Here is a 20,543-nt window from a genome sequence, read left to right on the forward strand (position 1 = left end):
CAGGAGTGACCAACTATGACTCAAGGAAGGGTTTCCCTCGTTGTATTTATCGCAACCACAGCAATGGTTTTTCCGGTCAGTGCCTTGGATTTTAAAGGCTATGCAAGATCCGGTATTGGCTGGAGCAGTCGCGGAGGAGAACAACAGTGTCAAACTGTTACCGGTGCGGCCAGTAAATATCGTCTCGGCAATGAATGTGAAACCTATGCTGAATTGAAACTGGGACAACAAGTTTGGCAGCAAGATGACGCGAGTTTTTATTTCGATACTAATTTAGCCTATGCCGTTTCACAACGAGCCGATTTTGAAGCCGTCTCCCCCGCGCTACGTGAGGTAAATATTCAGGCCGAGAATCTCGTCCCTGCACTCCCTGGCGCCAAGCTTTGGGCGGGTAAACGTTTCTACCAGCGCCATGATGTTCATATGATCGATTTTTACTATTGGGATATTTCAGGTCCCGGTGCTGGTATAGAAAATATTAATACTGGTTGGAGCTCGATCTCTTTTGCCGTGACGCGAAATAGTGAAACGGGTGGCTCACAGGGTTATATCTCACAACAAATGAGAGAAAAAGATGTTATCACTGATACCCTTGATTTCCGTATCGCCAATCTGAACGTCAACCCTGGTGGGTCACTGGAAATCGGTCTTGATTATGGCAGAGCCAATCCGAGCGAGAATTACGTCCTGTCAAACAATGCAAGCAAACAGGGGTACCTCTTCACCGCATCGCATCAACAAACGCTACCAAAAGGATGGAGTACCTCGGTACTGCAGTATGCGACCGATGCCATGACATCATTAAATAATGGCCGTGCTGAAGGCGCAGCAGTCAATAATAGAGGGGAAATGCTACGGCTCATCCAACATGGTAATGTTGAGTTCAATGACCGTTGGGGGTTTACCTATGTCGCAATGTATCAAGATATTCAACGTGATAATCAAAACGGGACACGTTGGCTGACTGCAGGCGTCCGCCCGATGTATCACTGGACACCCACAATGAGTACCTTAGTCGAGTTGGGCTATGATCAGGTTAAATCGCAAAAAACCCAACAGACTAATAGCCAATATAAAATAACCCTCGCACAACAGTGGCAAGCAGGGCTCGGCAATTTTGCCCGACCTGCGCTACGATTGTACGTGACTTATGCAGACTGGAAAGAGAAATGGGGATATGCGGAGTCGAACGACCTTGGTCTGAGTAAAGGTATGGCCTATTCTGATACCTCCTCCCTGAAATTGAGCCGTGGGTACAGAGATGAATTAAGCGTCGGCGCGCAAATGGAGATTTGGTGGTGATAAAGACGACTACGGGGTGAGTTGCCAGGGGCTCACACTTTGTCTTACCCCTCTAGAAGATGGTGGCCTCTCTGTGTCACATGCTATAAGTGACTTTCGAGAGGCCACAATTCATTGAGTTGCATCATTTTGCTATTACTTGTTATTTAGCCGTTAACGAATTCTAGTTGGTTTCCGGACTCTTAGTGACTATAATATCTCGGTTACCCACTGAAAAGGTCTTTACGAATAGCGTGATAAGATCCTTAACGTACAGAGTGTCTTTCACTCAAAAAATCTTTAGCTCAATGCGTAAAGCTTTCTCCTACGCATATTGCTTTCTTCGTTTCAAAGATCTCCTTTTCATTTCAAAGAATTCGTTTTACTCCACCTTAGAAGTTTTCCCAGCGGGCGTCGTTCGCTTTCCCCCGCACAAGTTCATCCATTTCAACTAATAGAAAATTATCATGAAAAAGACAAAAATCGTCTGTACCATCGGCCCTAAAACTGAATCAGAAGAGATGCTCACTAAGCTGCTTGATGCAGGTATGAATGTTATGCGTCTAAATTTTTCTCACGGTGATTACAACGAACACGGTCAACGTATCGCAAATCTGCGTGCAGTCGTGAGTAAAACCGCTCATCATGCGGCGATACTCCTTGATACTAAAGGCCCAGAAATTCGTACCATGAAGCTGGAAGGCGGTAATGATGTCTCCTTACAAGCTGGTCAGACCTTTACTTTCACTACCGATCAATCAGTGATTGGTAATCAAGAACGCGTAGCCGTTACCTACTCCGGTTTTGCCGCAGATTTAAGCATTGGTAATACTGTATTGGTCGATGATGGCTTGTTAGGGTTGGAAGTGGTAGAAGTCACCGAAAACACTGTTGTGTGTAAAGTCCTTAACAACGGTGACCTCGGTGAGAATAAAGGGGTAAACCTACCAGGCGTTTCCATCCAATTACCTGCCCTCTCTGAAAAAGATAAACGTGACCTAGTCTTTGGTTGCGAACAAGGTATCGACTTTGTTGCGGCCTCTTTTATCCGCAAACGTTCCGATGTATTGGAAATTCGCGAACACCTAAAACAACATGGTGGCGAGCATATTCAGATTATCTCCAAAATTGAGAACCAAGAAGGCCTCAATAATTTCGATGAAATCTTAGAAGCTTCGGACGGGATTATGGTGGCCCGTGGTGATCTTGGTGTAGAAATCCCGGTTGAAGAAGTAATCTTCGCTCAGAAAATGATGGTGAAGAAATGTAACCAAGCCCGTAAAGTGGTCATCACTGCAACCCAAATGCTAGATTCAATGATCAAGAATCCACGTCCAACGCGCGCCGAAGCCGGTGATGTGGCCAACGCAATCCTTGACGGGACTGATGCAGTCATGTTGTCAGGTGAAAGCGCGAAAGGTAAGTACCCGCTTGAAGCGGTCACCATTATGGCGACCATCTGTCAGCGTACCGATGCCGTGATGAAGAGTCGTATCGACGAGCTTAAAGAAGGCCGTAAATTACGTATCACTGAAGCGGTATGCCGTGGTGCAGTGGAAACTGCCGAGAAATTGGAGTCGACGTTAATCGTTGTAGCCACTAAAGGGGGAAAATCTGCGAAGTCTATTCGTAAATACTTCCCTTCAGCGACTATCTTAGCGTTAACGGACAACGAGACAACGTGTCGTCAACTTCTTCTCACTAAAGGGGTCACAACACACCTGGTTCCAGAAATTACCTCTACTGATGATTTCTACCGTATTGGTAAAGAAATCGCCTTAGCTGAAGGTTTCGCTCAAAAAGGGGATGTTGTCGTAATGGTGTCCGGCGCATTAGTCCCTAGCGGAACAACCAATACTGCCTCTGTGCACGTGGTATAACCCTAATCAATTCCTAAAGGTCAGGTTTCCCTGGCCTTTTTTTTCTTATTATTGATAAAATAATTCTCTCAAGCGTCTTCTTTTTTTTATTTGATTGGCTAATTAATAATAAAAGCGTAATTATTTCGAAAAAAAAGTTATTTGTTCCTAATTCATTTCTCACTTTATCTGAACTATCTCCTTTCAGTCCTGTCCTAGTTTCAGAATTTATTAAATTTTAGTTCCCCCCGAAAAGTTTTCGCATCGACGACTTTCAATATCTATTACTTTTTTTCTTCATTAACTCATTACATATCGATAAATAAGATTAGTGAAAGCATTTTTTGCTCACAACCCAAAGGTTAGCCCGATTGAATAGAATCTTTAACGTGAAAAAACTTATCAAAAAAATCCGAATGCACACTATTTAAGCGAATAAGCGCTTTTAAGCATCTTCTTATAAAAATTTATTCTCAACTTAAAAAACTTTGTGTAATACTTATCTGGCTACATGGATATTAACCTAATAACGAGGGTAACATAATGAATCGTACTAAACTGGTACTGGGCGCGGTAATTCTTGGTTCAACTCTGCTTGCTGGTTGTTCTAGCAACGCTAAAATCGACCAACTGTCAAGCGATGTTCAAACTCTGAACACCAAAGTTGATCAACTGAGCACCGACCTGAACTCAGTACGTACTGACGTTCAAGCTGCTAAAGATGATGCAGCTCGCGCTAACCAGCGTCTGGACAACCAAGCTCACTCTTACCGTAAGTAAGAGTCTTGGACTAGAAAATGGCACCCTTCGGGGTGCCTTTTTTTTTATTCAATCCCCAATCAACTCTTGCAAACACCTAATAACTCGCTATGATAATGATAATTGTTATCATTAAATAAGGAGCTATTATGCCTATTCCCCGCTCATTCTCGCTCTGGATAACCCGTAATCTAGAGGCTTATCAGCAAACTCTTGAAGATTTACGGGTCGAGTATTATCTCGCCGAGCGCCCGCTTTATCACAAACACTGTACCCTAAGCCAGTTACGACAATTCAACGATTTAAGTCTAAAAATTGCGGATTATTGTTATACGCAGGGAGATGACGATAATTACTTCGCTGTGTTATTTGGTCTTCATCAAAAATTGATTGATCAGCTGCACAGCAACGTTCAACGTGAGCCTTTATTCAAAGCGCAGACTCTCCAACTCGCCCGTCACTCAATGACAGGACTTTGTCAGGTGTTTATTGCACAGGGTAATTGGCAGAAGGCCAGCGAACTGCAACGTGAATTCTTGCAGTTCGCTGATTCGATGAGCTAGAAAGATTATGACCGTTGTCGGGCCATTTGTAGTAAGGCTTGTAGTGGATGTTTGATCTTATCGCCACCAAAGCGTTTTACTTGGCTTCGACAAGAAAAGCCAGTTGCTAGACAACGCTCGATCGGTTTGTCTGCGAGCTGCGGCTGCCAAGATAAACCGAAGATATTACGCGAGTTCTCGAGGTTGCGTGCTTCATGGCCATAGGTTCCTGCCATTCCGCAGCACCCTGCATTAATGGTATGCAAGGTTGCACCGAATTGGGCAAAGATGTCTTGCCACTGCACAGAGGCTGACGGTAACGCAGTCACTTCCGTACAGTGAGAGAAAAGATACCAATGCTCCTGAGCCTCAGGCGAGCGCTCAGTAGGTAAAGTCACTGTTTTAAGCCACTCGTGGGCGAGCAATACCTTAAACCCCCCCCGCGCACACCCTAACAATTTATACTCATCGCGATAACACAATACCAGTGCAGGGTCAGTTCCCACCATCGGTACCTGTAATGCCGCAACACGATTCAAGACTTCAGCACTTTTCTTGGCCGTTCGAGCAAACCGCTTTAGGAACCCTTTTACTTGCTGAGGTTTACCGTTTGGCACGAAGGGTAATAGTACCGGCTTAAAGCCTAAAACCGTAATCAGTTGCACCAAATCATTGACCAGGTTCGCTTCGTAAAAACTGGTGAAGGGATCTTGCACTACGACAACGTAATGTGCGCGCTGCTCAGTAGACATCCCCTGTAAATCTTCCAGGGTCGTGGTCAGCGCAGAGTGGCCGCTAAGCTGACGACGTAGCGTGGGATGGGACAACGCGGGCAGATCGACCATCCCCACATATCGGCGACTCAATTGATTGACCCATGGCTTCGCGAGCAAGAAGTTAACAGCTTGGGGGGCCTTCGCCATCACTGGCAGTAAAGGCTCGATATTAGCAACGATGTGGTCAGCCACGGGTCGCAGATAGCGGGTATGATAGAGTTCTAGGAAGCGCGCACGAAAAGCAGGCACATCAATTTTAATCGGACACTGTGTTGCACAAGCTTTGCAGGCAAGACAACCATTCATCGACTCTTTGACTTCATGAGAAAAATCATACTCATTTTTGTTTGCTCCCCAGCTATTTTTCACCTTCTGGCTGAGCGAGCGCAGAGAGAAACCAGTGGAGCTATCGAGAGAGTCTGGATCGATATTTTGTTCGGAAAGCAGCCGTAACCACTCACGAACTAACGTCGCCCGGCCCTTCGGCGAATGGATCCTATCGCGTGTAACCTTCATTGATGGGCACATCGGGCTGTTGACATCGAAATTGAAGCACAGACCATTACCGTTACAATCCATAGCCCCCCGCCAGCTTTCCCGAACCACCACCGGTATCTGTCGGTCGAAAGCCCCACGCGTAGGACTGTCTATCGCTAATAATGGCGTATCGTTATTCAGCGGTTGGCAAATTTTACCAGGATTTAAACGGTTATCCGGGTCAAAGACTGTTTTAATCCGACGCAACTGCTCATACAGTTCAGGGCCGAAGAAATCGGCACTGTACGCGGAGCGGTAGCCTTTGCCATGCTCGCCCCATAACAAACCCCCGTAGGAGCGCGTAAGTTTAGCAACTTGGTCTGAGAGAGTCAGCATTAGTTGATGATGCTCGGGCAGTGTCATATCCAGTGCAGGGCGCACATGTAATACCCCGGCATCGACATGGCCAAACATACCATAAGACAGATTATGGTTATCCAGAATTGCTCTGAACTCCGTGATGTAATCAGCAAGGTGTTCGGGTGGAACGGCGGTGTCCTCAACAAATGGAATCGGTTTAGCGCGCCCCTTGGCATTACCTAATAGCCCCACCGCTTTTTTGCGCATCGCATAAATTTTTTCGACTTGGTCTAGCGCTCGGCAACATTGATAGCCAATTACGCCAGCTTGCTGAGTCTCCCGTAACTGATCCAGTTTCTGGCATAGCTCAGCCACCTGTTGCTCAACCTGCTCAAGATCATCGCCCGCAAATTCCACTAGATTGATGCCTTGCATCACTTGCCCTTCTACCTCGGTAATTAATTCACTCACCGAGTGCCAAACGATATCTTCTCGCGCCAGGTTTAATACCGTAGAGTCCACTGTCTCGACCGATAACGCCTTAGCTTCCACCAAAAATGGCGCATTACGTAGCGCGGAGTCGAAGGAGTCATATTTGATGTTAACAAGCTGACGCACCTTAGGTATCGGTAAAACATTGAGTGTCGCTTCCGCAATAAAGGCCAGCGATCCTTCCGCACCACAGAGGATACGGGTTAAATCGAAGCATTCATCCTGCGCGGAAAAGACATGCCGTAGATCGTAGCCGGTAAGGAAGCGATTAAGTTTGGGGAATTTCTGTTCAATAAGCGCACGGTTGTCTAAGCAGCTACTCATTACTTCGCGGTAGATCTTCGCTTCTTGTGAGGTACCTTGTCCCGTAATCTCAGCTTGCTGGCGGGATAACGGTGCGGTATCGATCACTTCTCCATTGAGCAGCACTGCACGCAATCCTAAAACGTGGGTCGAGGTCTTACCGTATACCAATGACCCTTGTCCCGATGCATCAGTGCTAATCATACCTCCGATCGTCGCACGGTTACTGGTTGACAGCTCAGGCGCGAAGAAGAAGCCTTGCGGTTTTAGCCAGCTATTGAGCTGATCTTTTACCACTCCAGCTTCAACGCGTACCCAGCCCTCTTCTGCATTGAAGTCGAGGATCCCGCGCATATGGCGCGACAGATCGACCACGATGCCGTTCGTTAAAGATTGTCCATTGGTGCCAGTTCCGCCGCCGCGTGGTGTAAAGGTTATCTTGCGATACGTCTCGGTCGCGGCCAATTGCGTAATCGTTACGATGTCCTGTAATGATTTAGGGAAAAGAATGGCATCGGGTAAGTTTTGATAAATACTATTGTCGGTTGCCATGCTGAGGCGGTCGGCATAGCGCTGCCCAATATCTCCCGTAAATCCATGGTGTTTGAGTTGTTGTAAAAATTTACGGGTTAGGTCTGTCTGTCCAGGAGAGTGATGTAGTTGTGGAATCATATGCCCATTGCCAATTTAAAAAGTGGTCTTCGATCAACCCCTTTGTTTTAACATATTTTCAGGGCGCTGCCTTGTTGGATTACCAAAATTATTGAAAAGAGATGTTGTTCAGTCAGCGAATCAAGCATCATAGGCAAGATCAAAAGCTAGCCTTTATGAATACAAGGAACATTTACTATGAGTAGACCGCTTCCACCGGAGCGAAGTATTCCACAACGCTTACTAACATTAATATTTTTCTTATTAATGATTGTCAGCTGTTTCTGGGTTGTACAGCCCTTTATTTTAGGCTTTGCCTGGGCGGGAATGGTCGTTATTGCGACATGGGGAATGATGCTGCGAGTTCAACGACTGCTGTGGAATCGCCGGACGCTAGCAGTGATTGTGATGACATTTATTATCCTCTTAGTGTTCATCATTCCTATCGCCTTATTGATCAGTAGCGTGTTGGACAACGCCCAGCCAGTGCTACATTGGCTCAGTGCAGGGCATCTGGTTATGCCTGAGTTAACCTGGTTAGACCGCTTGCCGTTAGTCGGGCATAAAGCCTCGCGTTACTACCATCAAATGGTAGCAGGCGGTGGTGCGCAACTTCTGGCTACCGTTCAACCTTACATTGGTCGTACAACGGGCTTCTTTGTCGCACAAGCAGGGCATTTTGGCCGACTAATAGTGCATTTGGCACTGATGTTACTGTTCAGCGCTCTTCTGTACTGGCGTGGTGAACGAGTGGCCATGGGCATCCGGCACTTTGCGTTTTGGTTAGCGGGTAGCCGCGGTGATGCCGTCGTTATTTTAGCCAATCAAGCGATCAAAGCAGTGGCTCTAGGGATTGTGGTAACGGCCCTACTTCAAGGGGTTGTGGCGGGTGTAGGTCTAGCGTTAGCGGGCATTCCCTATGCCACCATCCTAACAGTATTGATTATTCTTTGTTGTCTAATCCAAATCGGGCCGCTGTTAGTCTTGATACCGGCGATTATTTGGCTTTACTACAGTGGCGACACGACATGGGGAACCGTATTGGTCATCTGGAGCGTGGTGGTCGCCTCGATGGATAGCGTGATCCGACCTATGCTGATTCGTCTTGGTGCCGACCTGCCGATGCTGATCATTTTGACCGGGGTCATTGGCGGATTAATCGCCTTTGGTATGCTTGGGCTATTTATTGGACCCGTGGTATTAGCCGTTTCTTACCGATTGGTTCATGTTTGGATGCACGAAGCCCCTTGCCCCGATGCACCACCTGAAGAGGTGCTTGAGGAGTTGTTTGAAGATACTCGGCATATTGCGGAGAAGCAGCGTCAAATCCGCGAACCTAAAGAGAGCTAATCTGCTTCTGGGAGAATTCTTACATATTACCCTGTACTGACAGGGTATTATTTTTTCAGACGCGTTAACTTTACCTGTCTTAATTATTGAATTGCTGTGTGTAGTCTTTTCCCGCCCAATGGCGGGTTTTTTTTTGCCCAGAATTCACGATGTTATTCCCCTGCATTTTCGTTTATTGTTGAGGGGGAATTATCGGCATATTGCCGGTGAGCAAGATTATAGAGCAAACCATGACGTTAACCGACGAACTAAGAACGGTGCCTGTCGGAACCTTAATGACCGCGCACCAACTGAATCAACTAGTCCCTATTACCGAAAATTGCCAATAGCTTATCCACTCCACCCGTCATGCAATGAGTCAAATTCTACAGGGTCATGATCAACGCTTAATTGTGATTATTGGTCCTTGTTCTATCCACGCCCCTGCGGCCGCTGTCGAGTATGCGACAAGGCTAAGACCGCTACAAGATAAATATCGTGACCGCCTCGAAATCGTCATGCGTACCTATTTTGAGAAACCCCGTACTATCGTCGGCTGGAAAGGTCTGATTAATGATCCCCATCTCGATGGCAGTCACGATATCAATCATGGGTTAGTGGTTGCACGGCAGTTACTCTCTGATATTAACGCCTTGGGCGTACCGACGGCGACCGAGTTTTTGGATATGGTGACCGGACAATATATCGCTGATTTCATTAGTTGGGGCGCGATAGGAGCGCGTACAACAGAAAGTCAGATTCACCGTGAAATGGCTTCAGCGCTCTCTTGTCCTGTCGGCTTTAAAAATGGTACCGACGGTAACTGCAAGATTGCGATCGATGCCGTCCGTGCCGCTCAGGTCCCCCATCTTTTTCTTTCGCCCGATAAACATGGGCAGATGTCGGTTTACCAAACGCGAGGGAATCCCGATGGCCATATTATTCTTCGCGGCGGTAAAGAGCCCAACTACCAGGCTACATTCGTCAAAGAGTGCCAAGCGGCCTTAGCGACGTTATCGCTCTCTGACCGTGTGGTGATCGATTGTAGCCACGGCAACTGTTTAAAACAGCATAAGCGCCAGCTAGAGGTCGCTAACGACATCGCTGTACAGCTCAGTCAGCCCAACCACGGTATTGCCGGGGTAATGGTTGAAAGCTTTCTGGTTGAGGGGCGTCAGGATTGGCAAGGCAAGGGTAATGATCGCTATGGCCAATCCATTACCGATGCCTGTTTAGGCTGGGAAGATACCGAACAACTGTTAGCCACACTCGCTGCGGTCTCTTCTCTTGGTCAGGCTGATCAGCCATCAGCTTGAACAACTGATGGTTAACTGTTTTCCCCACTCCGGTGGCGGCTTAGTGAAAGCACTCTCGTCAAGCTGGGTTGCGAACGGGTTCTGAAGCGCTAAATGCAGCGCTTCGAGCTCCGTGGTGTCACCTTTTTCTGCAGCAGCGATCGCTTGCTGCGCCAGGTAGTTACGCAGCACGATCGCCGGGTTGGCAGCCAGCATCCGCGCTTGACGCTCAGAAGCGTCTAGTGGCTCTTGTTGTAGCCGCTGTTGATAACGCGAGAACCAGCTGTCGAAGGCTGCCCTGTCAATAAAATCGTCCCGCAACACTCCCCCTTTATCCTCCCCTGCAGCATAACTCAGCAGTCGGAAAGTTCGGGTATAATCCGCTTTCTCGCGTCCCATTAGGGTAAAGAGCTCAATCAATAGATCATTGTCTTGGGAATGGGAGTCGTAGAGACCTAATTTGGCGCGCATTCGCTCTCCCCACGCGGCCATGAGAGCGGGTTCGTATTCCTTCAGCGCGAGCTTAAGCTTGTCCATAGGCAATAGCCCAGAAAGCGCGTGCGCTAATCGGTTGAGATTCCACAACCCCACTGTAGGTTGATTTTCAAAGGCGTAACGTCCCTGATAATCGCTGTGATTACAAATTAATTCAGGATTGTAATCATCCATAAACGCGTACGGGCCATAATCAAGCGTTAATCCTAGCAATGACATGTTGTCAGTATTCATTACACCATGAGCAAACCCCACACTCTGCCATTGTCCAATCATCGTTCCTGTACGACGTACAATATCGGCAAACCACAGAGAGTAACGGTCCGCTTGACCAATCAATTCAGGCCAAAAGTTATCGATGCTGTAATCCGCAAGTTTCTTCAATTCTTCTGTTTGTTGTCGGTAAAAGAGATGCTCAAAGTGCCCGAAGCGCAGATGGCTTTCAGCCGTGCGTACTAGCATCGCTCCCGGCTCTGCCACTTCGCGCTGCACAAGGTCACGGCCCGTTGCAATGCTTAGTGCGCGCGTGGTAGGGATCCCAAGACCATGCATGGCTTCAGAGGCTAGAAATTCACGGATCGTTGAGCGCAATACCGCCCGTCCATCGCCCATCCTAGAATAAGGCGTCTTTCCTGCTCCTTTTAGATGCCAATCCACCTTCGCACCCGAAGCCAGTTGTTGTTCACCCAGGAGCAGACCTCGGCCATCGCCTAATTGCCCGGCCCACACCCCAAATTGATGCCCGCTATAGACTTGGGCAACCGGACGCATGCCTGAAAGCAATTCACCGCCCCACCATACTGACGATTTTTGCAGAATGTCAGTGGCCGGAAGACTTAAGTCATCCGCGAGGGCGCGATTAAGATAAAGGAGTTGGCCTTCTTGCAGTGGCGTGGGCATGACCTCTGTGCAAAGTTCAGGTAGCGCATTACACCATTGATGTTCGAATTTCATTTTTTACCTCGGGCGATAGCCGTTATAAACGACGCGCTTGCCAAAAGACTTTACGCCAATAGACATTATTTAACGATGATCGCATTACGCCGCGACTGGTCGATGCATGGATAAATTGGTTCTGGGTATCGTAAATGCCAACGTGTAATCCCCCTTCACCCCAGCCGGTTTTAAAAAAGACCAGATCACCTGGAAGTAAGTCTTTTTTACGAATACGTGTACCGATATCGCTTTGTTGACGAGTCGTCCTCGGTAATTGTATGCCGAAGCGCTCACGGTAAGTACGATAGACAAAACCGGAACAATCGATGCCGCGTCGGCTCAAGCCACCATATCGGTAAGGCGTACCACGCCATTTCACCAATTGGTCACTGAGCACCTGATGCACCACACGGGGGTTTGTCAGCCGAGCATCGGGCGAAGGTGCATGGCTACTACAGCCAATGACTAAGAATGTTAGAAGTACTGCAAAAAGAGGCATACTACGACAAAGTAACGTTTTAAACATAAGCCCACACCACTCCTTGTCCTAAACGATAACGCAAGCGCTAGAGATAAAAAAAGCTGCCAAGGCAGCTTCTTTTATTATTAGGGTATCTGCATTAACCTTTCTTAGGCACCGCAGTTTCAACCCGACTTTTCAGTTTCTGGCCAGGTCGAAAAGTCACGACTCGACGAGCAGTGATCGGGATATCCTCACCGGTCTTAGGATTTCGCCCTGGACGTTGGTTTTTTTCCCGGAGATCAAAGTTACCAAATCCCGATAGCTTGACCTGTTCTCCCTTCTCCAGCGCACTGCGAATCTCTTCGAAGAAAAGTTCCACTAACTCTTTAGAGTCTCGTTTGCTTAGACCCAATTTTTCAAACAAATATTCTGACATTTCAGCTTTTGTAAGCGCCATCGGTTCAATCCCTCAAGGTTGCCTGGAATCGCTCTTTTAACGCTGCAACACAGTCAGCTACCGTGGCAGCAATATCCTCTTCTTCAAGTGTACGCGTGGAATCTTGTAGGTGCAGGCTTATCGCAAGGCTTTTGAAACCTGGCTCAACCCCCTTTCCACGGTATACATCGAATAAGTTTACGCCAACCAACTGATTTACGCCAACTTTCTTACACTCAGCGATAATATCTGCTGCATTAATGGATTCCGAGACCACAACGGCGATGTCGCGACGGTTAGCCGGGAACTTGGAGATTGGCTTGGCCTGAGGAATTTCACGCTCAGCAAGTTTGTCCCATAATAGCTCAAAGACGACAGTGCGACCGTTTAGATCGAGTTTACGTTCCAGTTCAGGATGCACCACCCCAATCCAGCCGATCACTTCTCCTGCCAGCACAATTTCTGCACTCTGACCAGGGTGCAATGCACTATGCCCAGTTCGACGGAAAATAATTTGCTCGGTTTTACCGGTTAACTCAAGTAACCCTTCCAAGTCGCCTTTGAGATCGAAAAAGTCAACATTTTGACGCTCGATCAGCCAGTGTTCGTCACAACGCGCGCCAGCAATTACCCCTGATAGCATCATTTCTTGACGGATACCTAAAGGTGCTTGGCTATCGGGGATAAAACGTAATCCGCTTTCAAAAAGACGCACACGGCTTTGTTGACGGTTTTGGTTATAGACCACCGCATCCAATAAGCCGGTCCACAGCGATAACCGCATTGCCGACATATCCGCAGAAATCGGGCTAGGCAAAATCAGGGCTTCTTGCTGCGGATGCAGCAAGGATTGTGTTTTCGGATCGACAAAGCTGTAGGTGATGGCTTCTTGATAGCCTTTATCGACCAGTAACGTCTTAATCCGTTGCAGCGCTAAACTCGCTTCACGGTGTGCAGGCATAATCAAGCCTGCCTTGACCGGCACGTCAGGAATATTGTTATAACCATAGACTCGGGCGACTTCTTCGATAAGATCTTCTTCGATCTCCATATCGAATCGCCAACTCGGCGCAACCACTCGCCACTGTTGCTCTGCCGCCGTGACGTCACACCCTAATTGCGTCAAGATTTCTGTCACTTTTTGGTCAGCAATTTCATGACCAATAAGACGATCCAATTTGCACCGGCGCAGCGTTATGACAGCGGGTTTTGGTAGATGCTGCTCAGCGATTTTCTCGATAACAGGACCCGCTTGACCTCCACAGATGGCCAGCAATAGCTCGGTAGCGCGTTCCATGGCGGCGTGTTGCCCCGCTGGATCGACACCACGCTCATAACGGTGTGAGGCATCGGTATGCAGACCGAAACGGCGAGCACGACCCGTGATCGCTAATGGGGAGAAGAAAGCACACTCCAACAAGACATGCCGGGTCGCTGAGGAAATACCTGACTCTTCGCCGCCAAAGATCCCTCCCATCGCTAACGCTTTATCATTGTCAGCAATAACGAGTACATCGTCATTTAGCGTAACAGTATTACCATCTAGCAAGGTCAAGGTTTCGCCTTGTTGCGCCTGACGCACCTCGATCTTGCCATTCAACTTAGCTAAGTCGAAGGCATGCATCGGCTGGCCACGTTCGAGTAATACGTAGTTAGTAATATCCACCATCGCGTCGATAGAACGAATACCACAGCGACGCAGTTTTTCTTGCATCCACAGAGGCGTCGGGGCATTGATATCAATATTCTCGATCACTCGTCCTAAATAACGTGGGCACGCTTCCCCTGCCGTTAATTCGATAGGGAATTGACGGTCGCTGGTCGCGGTAACCGGTACTACCGCGGGAACGTTAAATGGCATCCCATTCGCTACCGCGACGTCACGAGCAATCCCCATAATCCCTAGGCAATCAGCACGGTTTGGCGTGACACTGATTTCGATCGTATTGTCATCAAGCTGTAGATAGGTACGAATATCCTGGCCAATGGGCGCATCAGCAGGCAGTTCAATAATCCCTTCTGCTTCCACATCGATTCCTAGCTCACTGAAAGAGCAAAGCATCCCTTCAGACGGCTCGCCACGCAGCTTGGCAGGTTTGATTTTAAAGTCGCCCGGTAAAATCGCCCCCACAGTGGCCACCGCAACTTTTAGACCTTGGCGGCAGTTTGGTGCGCCACAAACGATATCGAGCAAACGCTCGCCACCGACGTTAATTTTGGTCACACGTAATTTGTCGGCATTCGGATGCTGGTGACATTCGACCACTTCCCCGACCACTACACCGTTAAACACACCGGCAACGGCCTCTACACCATCAACTTCTAAACCTGCCATGGTGATTTGATTAGAGAGTTCATCACTTGTCAGGGCCGGATTTACCCATTCACGTAACCAGAGTTCACTGAATTTCATTGGATAACCTGCCCTTATTTAAACTGTTTGAGGAAACGTAAATCATTTTCAAAGAATGCACGAAGATCGTTAACGCCGTAACGTAACATGGTCAAACGCTCCATCCCCATCCCGAAGGCAAAACCTGAGTAAACATCAGGATCGATGCCAACGCTGCGCAAGACATTTGGATGCACCATGCCACAGCCGAGCACTTCTAACCATTTACCGTTTTTACCCATCACATCCACTTCTGCAGAAGGTTCGGTGAATGGGAAATACGAAGGACGGAAACGAACTTGAAGATCTTCTTCGAAGAAATTACGGAGGAAATCGTGTAACGTCCCTTTGAGATTGGTAAAGCTAATATCTTTATCGACGATTAACCCTTCCATCTGATGGAACATCGGCGTGTGGGTTTGATCATAATCGTTACGATAGACACGGCCCGGGGCAATAATACGGATCGGCGGTTGCTCTGCCTTCATGGTACGGATCTGTACGCCCGACGTTTGCGTTCTTAGAAGACGATCTGCATCGAACCAGAAGGTGTCGTGATCGGCGCGTGCCGGATGATGTGCGGGGATATTCAGGGCATCGAAGTTATGGTAGGCATCTTCAATCTCTGGGCCCGTTTTCACACTAAAGCCGAGTTCACTAAAGAAGCCTTGGATGCGGTCAATCGTACGAGTGACCGGGTGCAGACCCCCATTCTCAATACGGCGTCCGGGTAAACTAATATCGATGGTCTCTTCCGCTAAACGCGCATTCAGTGCGGCATTCTCCAGAGACTCTTTACGCGCATTCAGATGTTCTTGTACTTGGCTTTTCGCTTCGTTAATCACTGCTCCCGCCGCTGGGCGTTCTTCGGGAGGTAATTCACGCAATTGGGTCATCTGTAAAGTAAGATGACCTTTTTTACCTAGATATTCGACACGCACCGTGTCTAATGTGGCGATATCCGTCGCCTCGTCAATCGCGCCCTTTGCTTGGGACACCAATTCTGCGAGTTGGGACATGTCTTTCCTCTTTTATCCAGTCTATCTGGGAAGTTATGCTATGTAACAATGAATAACGACAAGACTTAAAAACGACAAAGCCTCCTTAATGGAGGCTTTTCGCGCGTTTTTTCGTTTCTTATCTCATGCGCAAAAGCCTCAAGGGGTTAGAGGCTAAAGAAAAAAAAGAAACGAAAAAAAACCGTATTCATAGGTTGATTCCACATTCGAGGGTGCAAAATAAAAAAGGGAGCAAGCTCCCTTTTCTACTGACTTATGCCAGTGCTGCTTTCGCTTTTTCGACCAACGCAGTAAAGGTTGATTTGTCGAATACAGCGATGTCAGCCAAAATCTTACGGTCGATTTCGATGGACGCTTTTTTCAGTCCATTGATGAAACGGCTGTAAGAGATGCCATTCGTACGAGCTGCTGCGTTAATACGCGCGATCCACAGCTGACGGAATTGACGTTTGCGCTGACGGCGGTCACGGTAAGCATATTGACCTGCTTTGATGACTGCCTGGAAGGCAACACGGTAAACACGTGAACGTGCTCCGTAATAACCTTTAGCTTGTTTTAAGATTTTTTTGTGACGAGCACGGGCAACAACACCACGTTTTACACGAGCCATAGTAGCTCTCCTGTTTTATATTCTGAAATTAAAAAAAAGACTTATGCGTAGGGCAGGCAGGCAATAACTAGACCTAAATCGCCTTTTGACACCATGCCTTTCGGACGTAGGTGACGTTTACGCTTAGTTGATTTCTTAGTCAGAATATGACGCAGGTTCGCGTGCTTACGCTTAAAACCGCCAGAGGCAGTCTTTTTGAAGCGCTTAGCCGCGCCACGTACAGTTTTAATCTTTGGCATTTTTACAAATATCCACTTCGCATTGTTAATAATATAAAGCAACAGGCGAATACAGCGCCAGCCGAGACTGACGCAGCATTACTTGATGGCCTATTGCTTCTTCTTCGGCGCAAGCACCATTATCATCTGGCGGCCTTCGATCCTTGATGGGAAGGATTCGACCACTGCCAGTTCAGACAGATCTTCTTTCACGCGGTTAAGCACTTCCATACCGATCTGCTGGTGTGCCATTTCACGACCACGAAAACGCAGTGTGATTTTGGCTTTGTCGCCATCTTCGAGAAAACGAATCAGGTTGCGTAGTTTTACCTGATAGTCGCCCTCATCAGTGCCAGGACGGAATTTAATTTCCTTGACCTGAACAACTTTCTGCTTTTTCTTCTGTTCCTTAGAAGACTTGCTTTTTTCATAGAGGAATTTGCCGTAATCCATGATTCGACAAACTGGCGGCTCGGCATTCGGGCTAATTTCAACTAAATCGACACCCGACTCTTCGGCTTTCTCTAAAGCTTCACGCAGACTAACGATACCGAGCTGCTCGCCTTCGATCCCCGTCAGACGTACTTCATTTGCGCGAATCTCGCTGTTAATGCGGTTCGGACGCGTAGGTTGTACTCTTTTTCCGCCTTTAATACTTTATTCCTCCAACTGATGAATACTTCTGCTGCGAATTTCATTTTGCAGCTTCTCAATCAATACGTCGACATCGAAAACACCTAAGTCTTTTCCACGGCGGGTACGCACGGCAACTTTGCCTGCCTCGACCTCTTTATCACCGCAGACTAACATGTAGGGTACGCGACGTAATGTGTGCTCACGGATTTTAAAGCCAATCTTCTCGTTTCTCAAGTCTGCTTTAGCTCTAATACCCGCATTTTGTAATTTTTTAGTCAAATCGTTGACATATTCTGCCTGGCTATCAGTGATATTCATCACAACGGCTTGCATTGGCGCCAACCACGTTGGGAAGAAACCGGCAAACTCTTCGGTCAGAATCCCAATAAAGCGCTCAACGGAACCTAGTATAGCACGGTGAATCATTACTGGCGTTTGACGGTCATTATTTTCACCGACATATGTGGCGTCTAAACGTTCAGGCAGAGAAAAGTCGAGCTGTACTGTACCACATTGCCATGCACGATCCAGACAATCATATAAAGTAAATTCGATTTTCGGACCGTAGAAAGCGCCTTCACCTGGTTGATATTCAAATTCAATATCATTATTTTTCAGCGCCTGAGCCAAATCCTGCTCCGCCTTATCCCACAGCGCATCGCTACCGATACGTTTTTCAGGACGAGTCGACAGCTTCACCACAATCTTTTCGAAGCCAAAGGTGCTGTACATATCATAGACCATACGGATGCAGCTATTAACTTCATCCAGGATTTGGTCTTCGGTACAGAAAATATGGGCATCATCCTGAGTAAAGCCACGAACACGCATTAAGCCGTGTAATGCACCTGAGGGCTCATTACGATGACAACTCCCGAACTCCGCCATCCGTAACGGCAGATCGCGGTAAGACTTCAATCCTTGATTAAAGATCTGCACGTGCCCTGGGCAGTTCATCGGCTTGATACAGTACTCACGGTTCTCTGAAGAGGTGGTGAACATCGCTTCTTTATAGTTTTCCCAGTGCCCGGTTTTTTCCCATAGCACGCGGTCCATCATAAACGGACCTTTTACTTCTTGGTATTGATACTCTTTGAGTTTACAGCGTACAAACGTCTCTAATTCGCGGAAGATGGTCCAGCCATCGTTATGCCAGAAAACCATACCCGGTGCTTCTTCCTGCATATGGTAGAGATCGAGTTGCTTACCGATTTTACGGTGATCACGCTTAGCCGCTTCTTCCAAACGCTTTAAATAGGCCGCAAGCTGCTTTTTATCGGCCCATGCGGTACCGTAAATGCGTTGCAGCATTTTATTATCACTATTGCCGCGCCAGTAGGCACCCGCCAACTTCTGTAAGGTAAAGTGATGGCAGAAACGCATAGTTGGGACGTGCGGTCCCCGGCACATATCGACATATTCTTCGTGATGATACAGCGCTGGCTTGTCATCACGGCTAATATTTTGGTCAAGAATTTCCATTTTGTACGGTTCGCCACGCGCTTCAAAGGTATCGCGGGCTTCTTGCCAACTGACTTTCTTCTTGACGACTTCGTAATTTTTTTCGGCCAACTCGTGCATACGCTTTTCGAGTTTTTCGAGGTCTTCCTGAGTTAATGTGTGGTCAAGGTCGATATCGTAGTAAAAACCATTGTCGATAACAGGACCAATCGCCATTTTGGTATTTGGCCACAGTTGCTTAATCGCATGCCCCAATAAGTGCGCACAAGAGTGACGAAGGATTTCAATCCCCTCTTCATCCTTAGCGGTAATAATCGAGACGTTTGCATCGTCGGTAATAGGATCAACGGCATCGACCAGCTCGCCATTCACACGTCCGGCAATACAGGCTTTAGCAAGACCAGGACCAATGTCTTGGGCTATATCCATCACGCTGACGGCATGATCAAAACTACGCTGGCTTCCATCAGGAAGAGTAATAACTGGCATTCTATATCCTTAATTGCAGTGGTAACCCACACGACAGGCTACATGCTATGTTTGGTTTTATTGAGTTTTTATCACTAGCAGAAGATGATTGAGGAAAACGTGGATTACCACGCTTATAGCAACACAATGCGTCGCTATCTACTGGCTCAGACTAGTAATTTACAATGTTACAGGTTAAGTGTGACGACTTAAAGAGGCACCGTAGATTTCTCACTAACTCTATTTTTTTCGCGCTAGCCACTCATCCGCCCTTTATAAATTTTCATCGTTGCACTCTCTAGCTGTTCGAGTATGCCAAATGAGCCAGATATCGCTAATCAAACTCATGCCAGTCGTTGAGGCGAGTGACTCATAATAATTGCGTCTTTTCCATGCAAGTAACCCTATCGACACTGGACAGCTAAACTCATGTATCCATCTAGGACTCTCTAACACTCAACACATTAATAGAAAAATAATGTCTACCCCATGAAGGTCAATGATCGTTAGCGTGGTCTATGCTTGTTTAAACTCTACCATTTCATCTGGATGACGTTTTGATTAGCCATATCGATCATCTGGTTATTACCACTCGGTCAATCAACCCGTGCATAGAATTTTATTCACCGGTACTGGGAATGAAGGTCGAAACCTTCGGCGAAGGCCGTAAAGCCCTGATATTTGGTCAGCAAAAGATTAATGTGCATGAATATGGCAATGAAATTGATCCTAAGGCACATCGCCCAGTGCCGGGATCTCTAGATATATGCTTGATCAGCGTTAAACCCCTAGATGCAGTCAAAGCGACTTTGCAGCAGAATTCGATAAACATTGAGTTAGGCCCGATTAAGCGGACTGGCGCACGTGGGGCAATCGAGTCACTTTACGTCAGAGACCCCGATCTGAATTTAATCGAGATCTCTTGTTACGTTTAGGTTGAGGATTTAAGCCTATAAATTGACGATAGGACTTTATTGCCCTGCTCAGTAGTGACGTCGACGGGCACTCTCTCATACTCCTCACCTTCGAAGTCATCAAGAATTTTCCAGTTAGTGGCTAAGTTTTCTGAGGAGAAAAGGAAGCCATAAACACGGTTCCCACTATTATCCAACACTATCCCGGGTAGCCCATTTCTGCTCCCCAGCCCTTTTGCTCTAAAGTTCCCTCAACACTGCCGTTCAGCCAGGTCCCACCCATGTTCTCCATAATGTGGGCATTGGGTCTGCCTGGACCTAGGGTCCCGTAAACAACTAAAGTGTCCATAACTTCTCCTTATGATCCTAGC

16 protein-coding genes, 2 pseudogenes and 1 other annotated feature are annotated in these 20,543 nt (G+C 47.4%); of the genes and pseudogenes, 7 read left to right on the top strand and 11 right to left on the bottom strand.

Annotation, left to right across the window (positions count from 1 at the left end; genetic code table 11):
* Window positions 1-15 precede the first annotated feature (15 nt).
* From BMX14_RS05455 to BMX14_RS05470, 4 genes are all read left to right on the top strand, one after another.
* Window positions 16-1,302: a maltoporin gene (locus BMX14_RS05455; RefSeq protein ID WP_092673928.1), complete on the top strand. Its 1,287-nt coding sequence runs from the start codon at window positions 16-18 to the stop codon at window positions 1,300-1,302.
* A 446-nt stretch (window positions 1,303-1,748) separates the two neighbouring features.
* The gene (gene pykF / locus BMX14_RS05460) at window positions 1,749-3,161 is read left to right on the top strand and encodes a pyruvate kinase PykF (RefSeq protein WP_092673931.1); all 1,413 of its coding nucleotides are present in this window, start codon (window positions 1,749-1,751) and stop codon (window positions 3,159-3,161) included.
* A 522-nt stretch (window positions 3,162-3,683) separates the two neighbouring features.
* A complete protein-coding gene (locus tag BMX14_RS05465) occupies window positions 3,684-3,920 on the top strand; it encodes a major outer membrane lipoprotein (RefSeq protein ID WP_048912082.1) in 237 nt (78 codons plus the stop codon).
* A 128-nt stretch (window positions 3,921-4,048) separates the two neighbouring features.
* The gene (locus BMX14_RS05470) at window positions 4,049-4,462 is read left to right on the top strand and encodes a hypothetical protein (RefSeq protein ID WP_092673934.1); all 414 of its coding nucleotides are present in this window, start codon (window positions 4,049-4,051) and stop codon (window positions 4,460-4,462) included.
* A 5-nt stretch (window positions 4,463-4,467) separates the two neighbouring features.
* On the opposite strand, the gene ydiJ is transcribed toward BMX14_RS05470, so the two are convergent.
* Window positions 4,468-7,521 carry a D-2-hydroxyglutarate dehydrogenase YdiJ gene (ydiJ, locus tag BMX14_RS05475; protein ID WP_092673937.1) on the bottom strand — a complete coding sequence of 1,018 codons (3,054 nt, stop codon included), beginning with the start codon at window positions 7,519-7,521 and terminating at the stop codon, window positions 4,468-4,470.
* Between the two features lie 177 nt (window positions 7,522-7,698).
* Between ydiJ and ydiK the strand changes: the two genes are divergently transcribed.
* A complete protein-coding gene (ydiK, locus tag BMX14_RS05480) occupies window positions 7,699-8,850 on the top strand; it encodes an AI-2E family transporter YdiK (RefSeq protein ID WP_092673941.1) in 1,152 nt (383 codons plus the stop codon).
* Window positions 8,851-9,080: 230 nt separating this feature from the next.
* Window positions 9,081-10,145: pseudogene (locus tag BMX14_RS05485) on the top strand (3-deoxy-7-phosphoheptulonate synthase).
* Here BMX14_RS05485 and BMX14_RS05490 read toward each other — a convergent pair.
* The 9 genes from BMX14_RS05490 to thrS form a co-directional block, all read right to left on the bottom strand.
* The gene (locus BMX14_RS05490; protein ID WP_092673943.1) at window positions 10,137-11,573 is read right to left on the bottom strand and encodes a protein adenylyltransferase SelO; all 1,437 of its coding nucleotides are present in this window, start codon (window positions 11,571-11,573) and stop codon (window positions 10,137-10,139) included. The pseudogene BMX14_RS05485 and the gene BMX14_RS05490 sit on opposite strands and share 9 nt — an antisense overlap.
* A 22-nt stretch (window positions 11,574-11,595) precedes the next feature.
* Window positions 11,596-12,054: an NlpC/P60 family protein gene (locus BMX14_RS05495; RefSeq protein WP_092674261.1), complete on the bottom strand. Its 459-nt coding sequence runs from the start codon at window positions 12,052-12,054 to the stop codon at window positions 11,596-11,598.
* A 121-nt stretch (window positions 12,055-12,175) separates the two neighbouring features.
* Window positions 12,176-12,475 (bottom strand): integration host factor subunit alpha, encoded by a 300-nt coding sequence (ihfA, locus tag BMX14_RS05500; RefSeq protein ID WP_048912075.1) that lies wholly within the window; start codon window positions 12,473-12,475, stop codon window positions 12,176-12,178.
* Window positions 12,476-12,479: 4 nt separating this feature from the next.
* Window positions 12,480-14,867, bottom strand: a complete 2,388-nt coding sequence (pheT, locus tag BMX14_RS05505; protein ID WP_092673946.1) for a phenylalanine--tRNA ligase subunit beta — start codon at window positions 14,865-14,867, stop codon at window positions 12,480-12,482.
* 14 nt (window positions 14,868-14,881) lie between these two features.
* Window positions 14,882-15,865, bottom strand: coding sequence for a phenylalanine--tRNA ligase subunit alpha (gene pheS, locus BMX14_RS05510; protein ID WP_092673949.1), 984 nt, complete (start codon window positions 15,863-15,865; stop codon window positions 14,882-14,884).
* A 70-nt stretch (window positions 15,866-15,935) separates the two neighbouring features.
* Window positions 15,936-16,062: a sequence feature (Phe leader region), on the bottom strand.
* A gap of 56 nt (window positions 16,063-16,118) precedes the next feature.
* On the bottom strand, window positions 16,119-16,475 hold the full coding sequence (gene rplT, locus BMX14_RS05515; protein ID WP_092673952.1) for a 50S ribosomal protein L20: 357 nt from the start codon (window positions 16,473-16,475) through the stop codon (window positions 16,119-16,121).
* A 41-nt stretch (window positions 16,476-16,516) separates the two neighbouring features.
* Entirely contained in the window at window positions 16,517-16,714 is a 198-nt protein-coding gene (gene rpmI, locus BMX14_RS05520; protein WP_004157374.1) for a 50S ribosomal protein L35, read from the bottom strand.
* A gap of 90 nt (window positions 16,715-16,804) precedes the next feature.
* The gene (gene infC, locus BMX14_RS05525) at window positions 16,805-17,347 is read right to left on the bottom strand and encodes a translation initiation factor IF-3 (RefSeq protein WP_092673954.1); all 543 of its coding nucleotides are present in this window, start codon (window positions 17,345-17,347) and stop codon (window positions 16,805-16,807) included.
* 3 nt (window positions 17,348-17,350) lie between these two features.
* A complete protein-coding gene (thrS, locus tag BMX14_RS05530) occupies window positions 17,351-19,279 on the bottom strand; it encodes a threonine--tRNA ligase (RefSeq protein WP_092673957.1) in 1,929 nt (642 codons plus the stop codon).
* A 536-nt stretch (window positions 19,280-19,815) separates the two neighbouring features.
* Between thrS and BMX14_RS05535 the strand changes: the two genes are divergently transcribed.
* Window positions 19,816-20,193 carry a VOC family protein gene (locus BMX14_RS05535; protein ID WP_092673960.1) on the top strand — a complete coding sequence of 126 codons (378 nt, stop codon included), beginning with the start codon at window positions 19,816-19,818 and terminating at the stop codon, window positions 20,191-20,193.
* Here the strand turns inward: BMX14_RS05535 and BMX14_RS05540 are convergent.
* Window positions 20,190-20,521, bottom strand: a pseudogene (locus tag BMX14_RS05540) (gamma-glutamylcyclotransferase family protein). The gene BMX14_RS05535 and the pseudogene BMX14_RS05540 sit on opposite strands and share 4 nt — an antisense overlap.
* Window positions 20,522-20,543: the final 22 nt, after the last annotated feature.

Origin of the sequence: Rosenbergiella nectarea (genome assembly GCF_900111105.1) — a bacterium.
Classification (GTDB): domain Bacteria; phylum Pseudomonadota; class Gammaproteobacteria; order Enterobacterales; family Enterobacteriaceae; genus Rosenbergiella; species Rosenbergiella nectarea.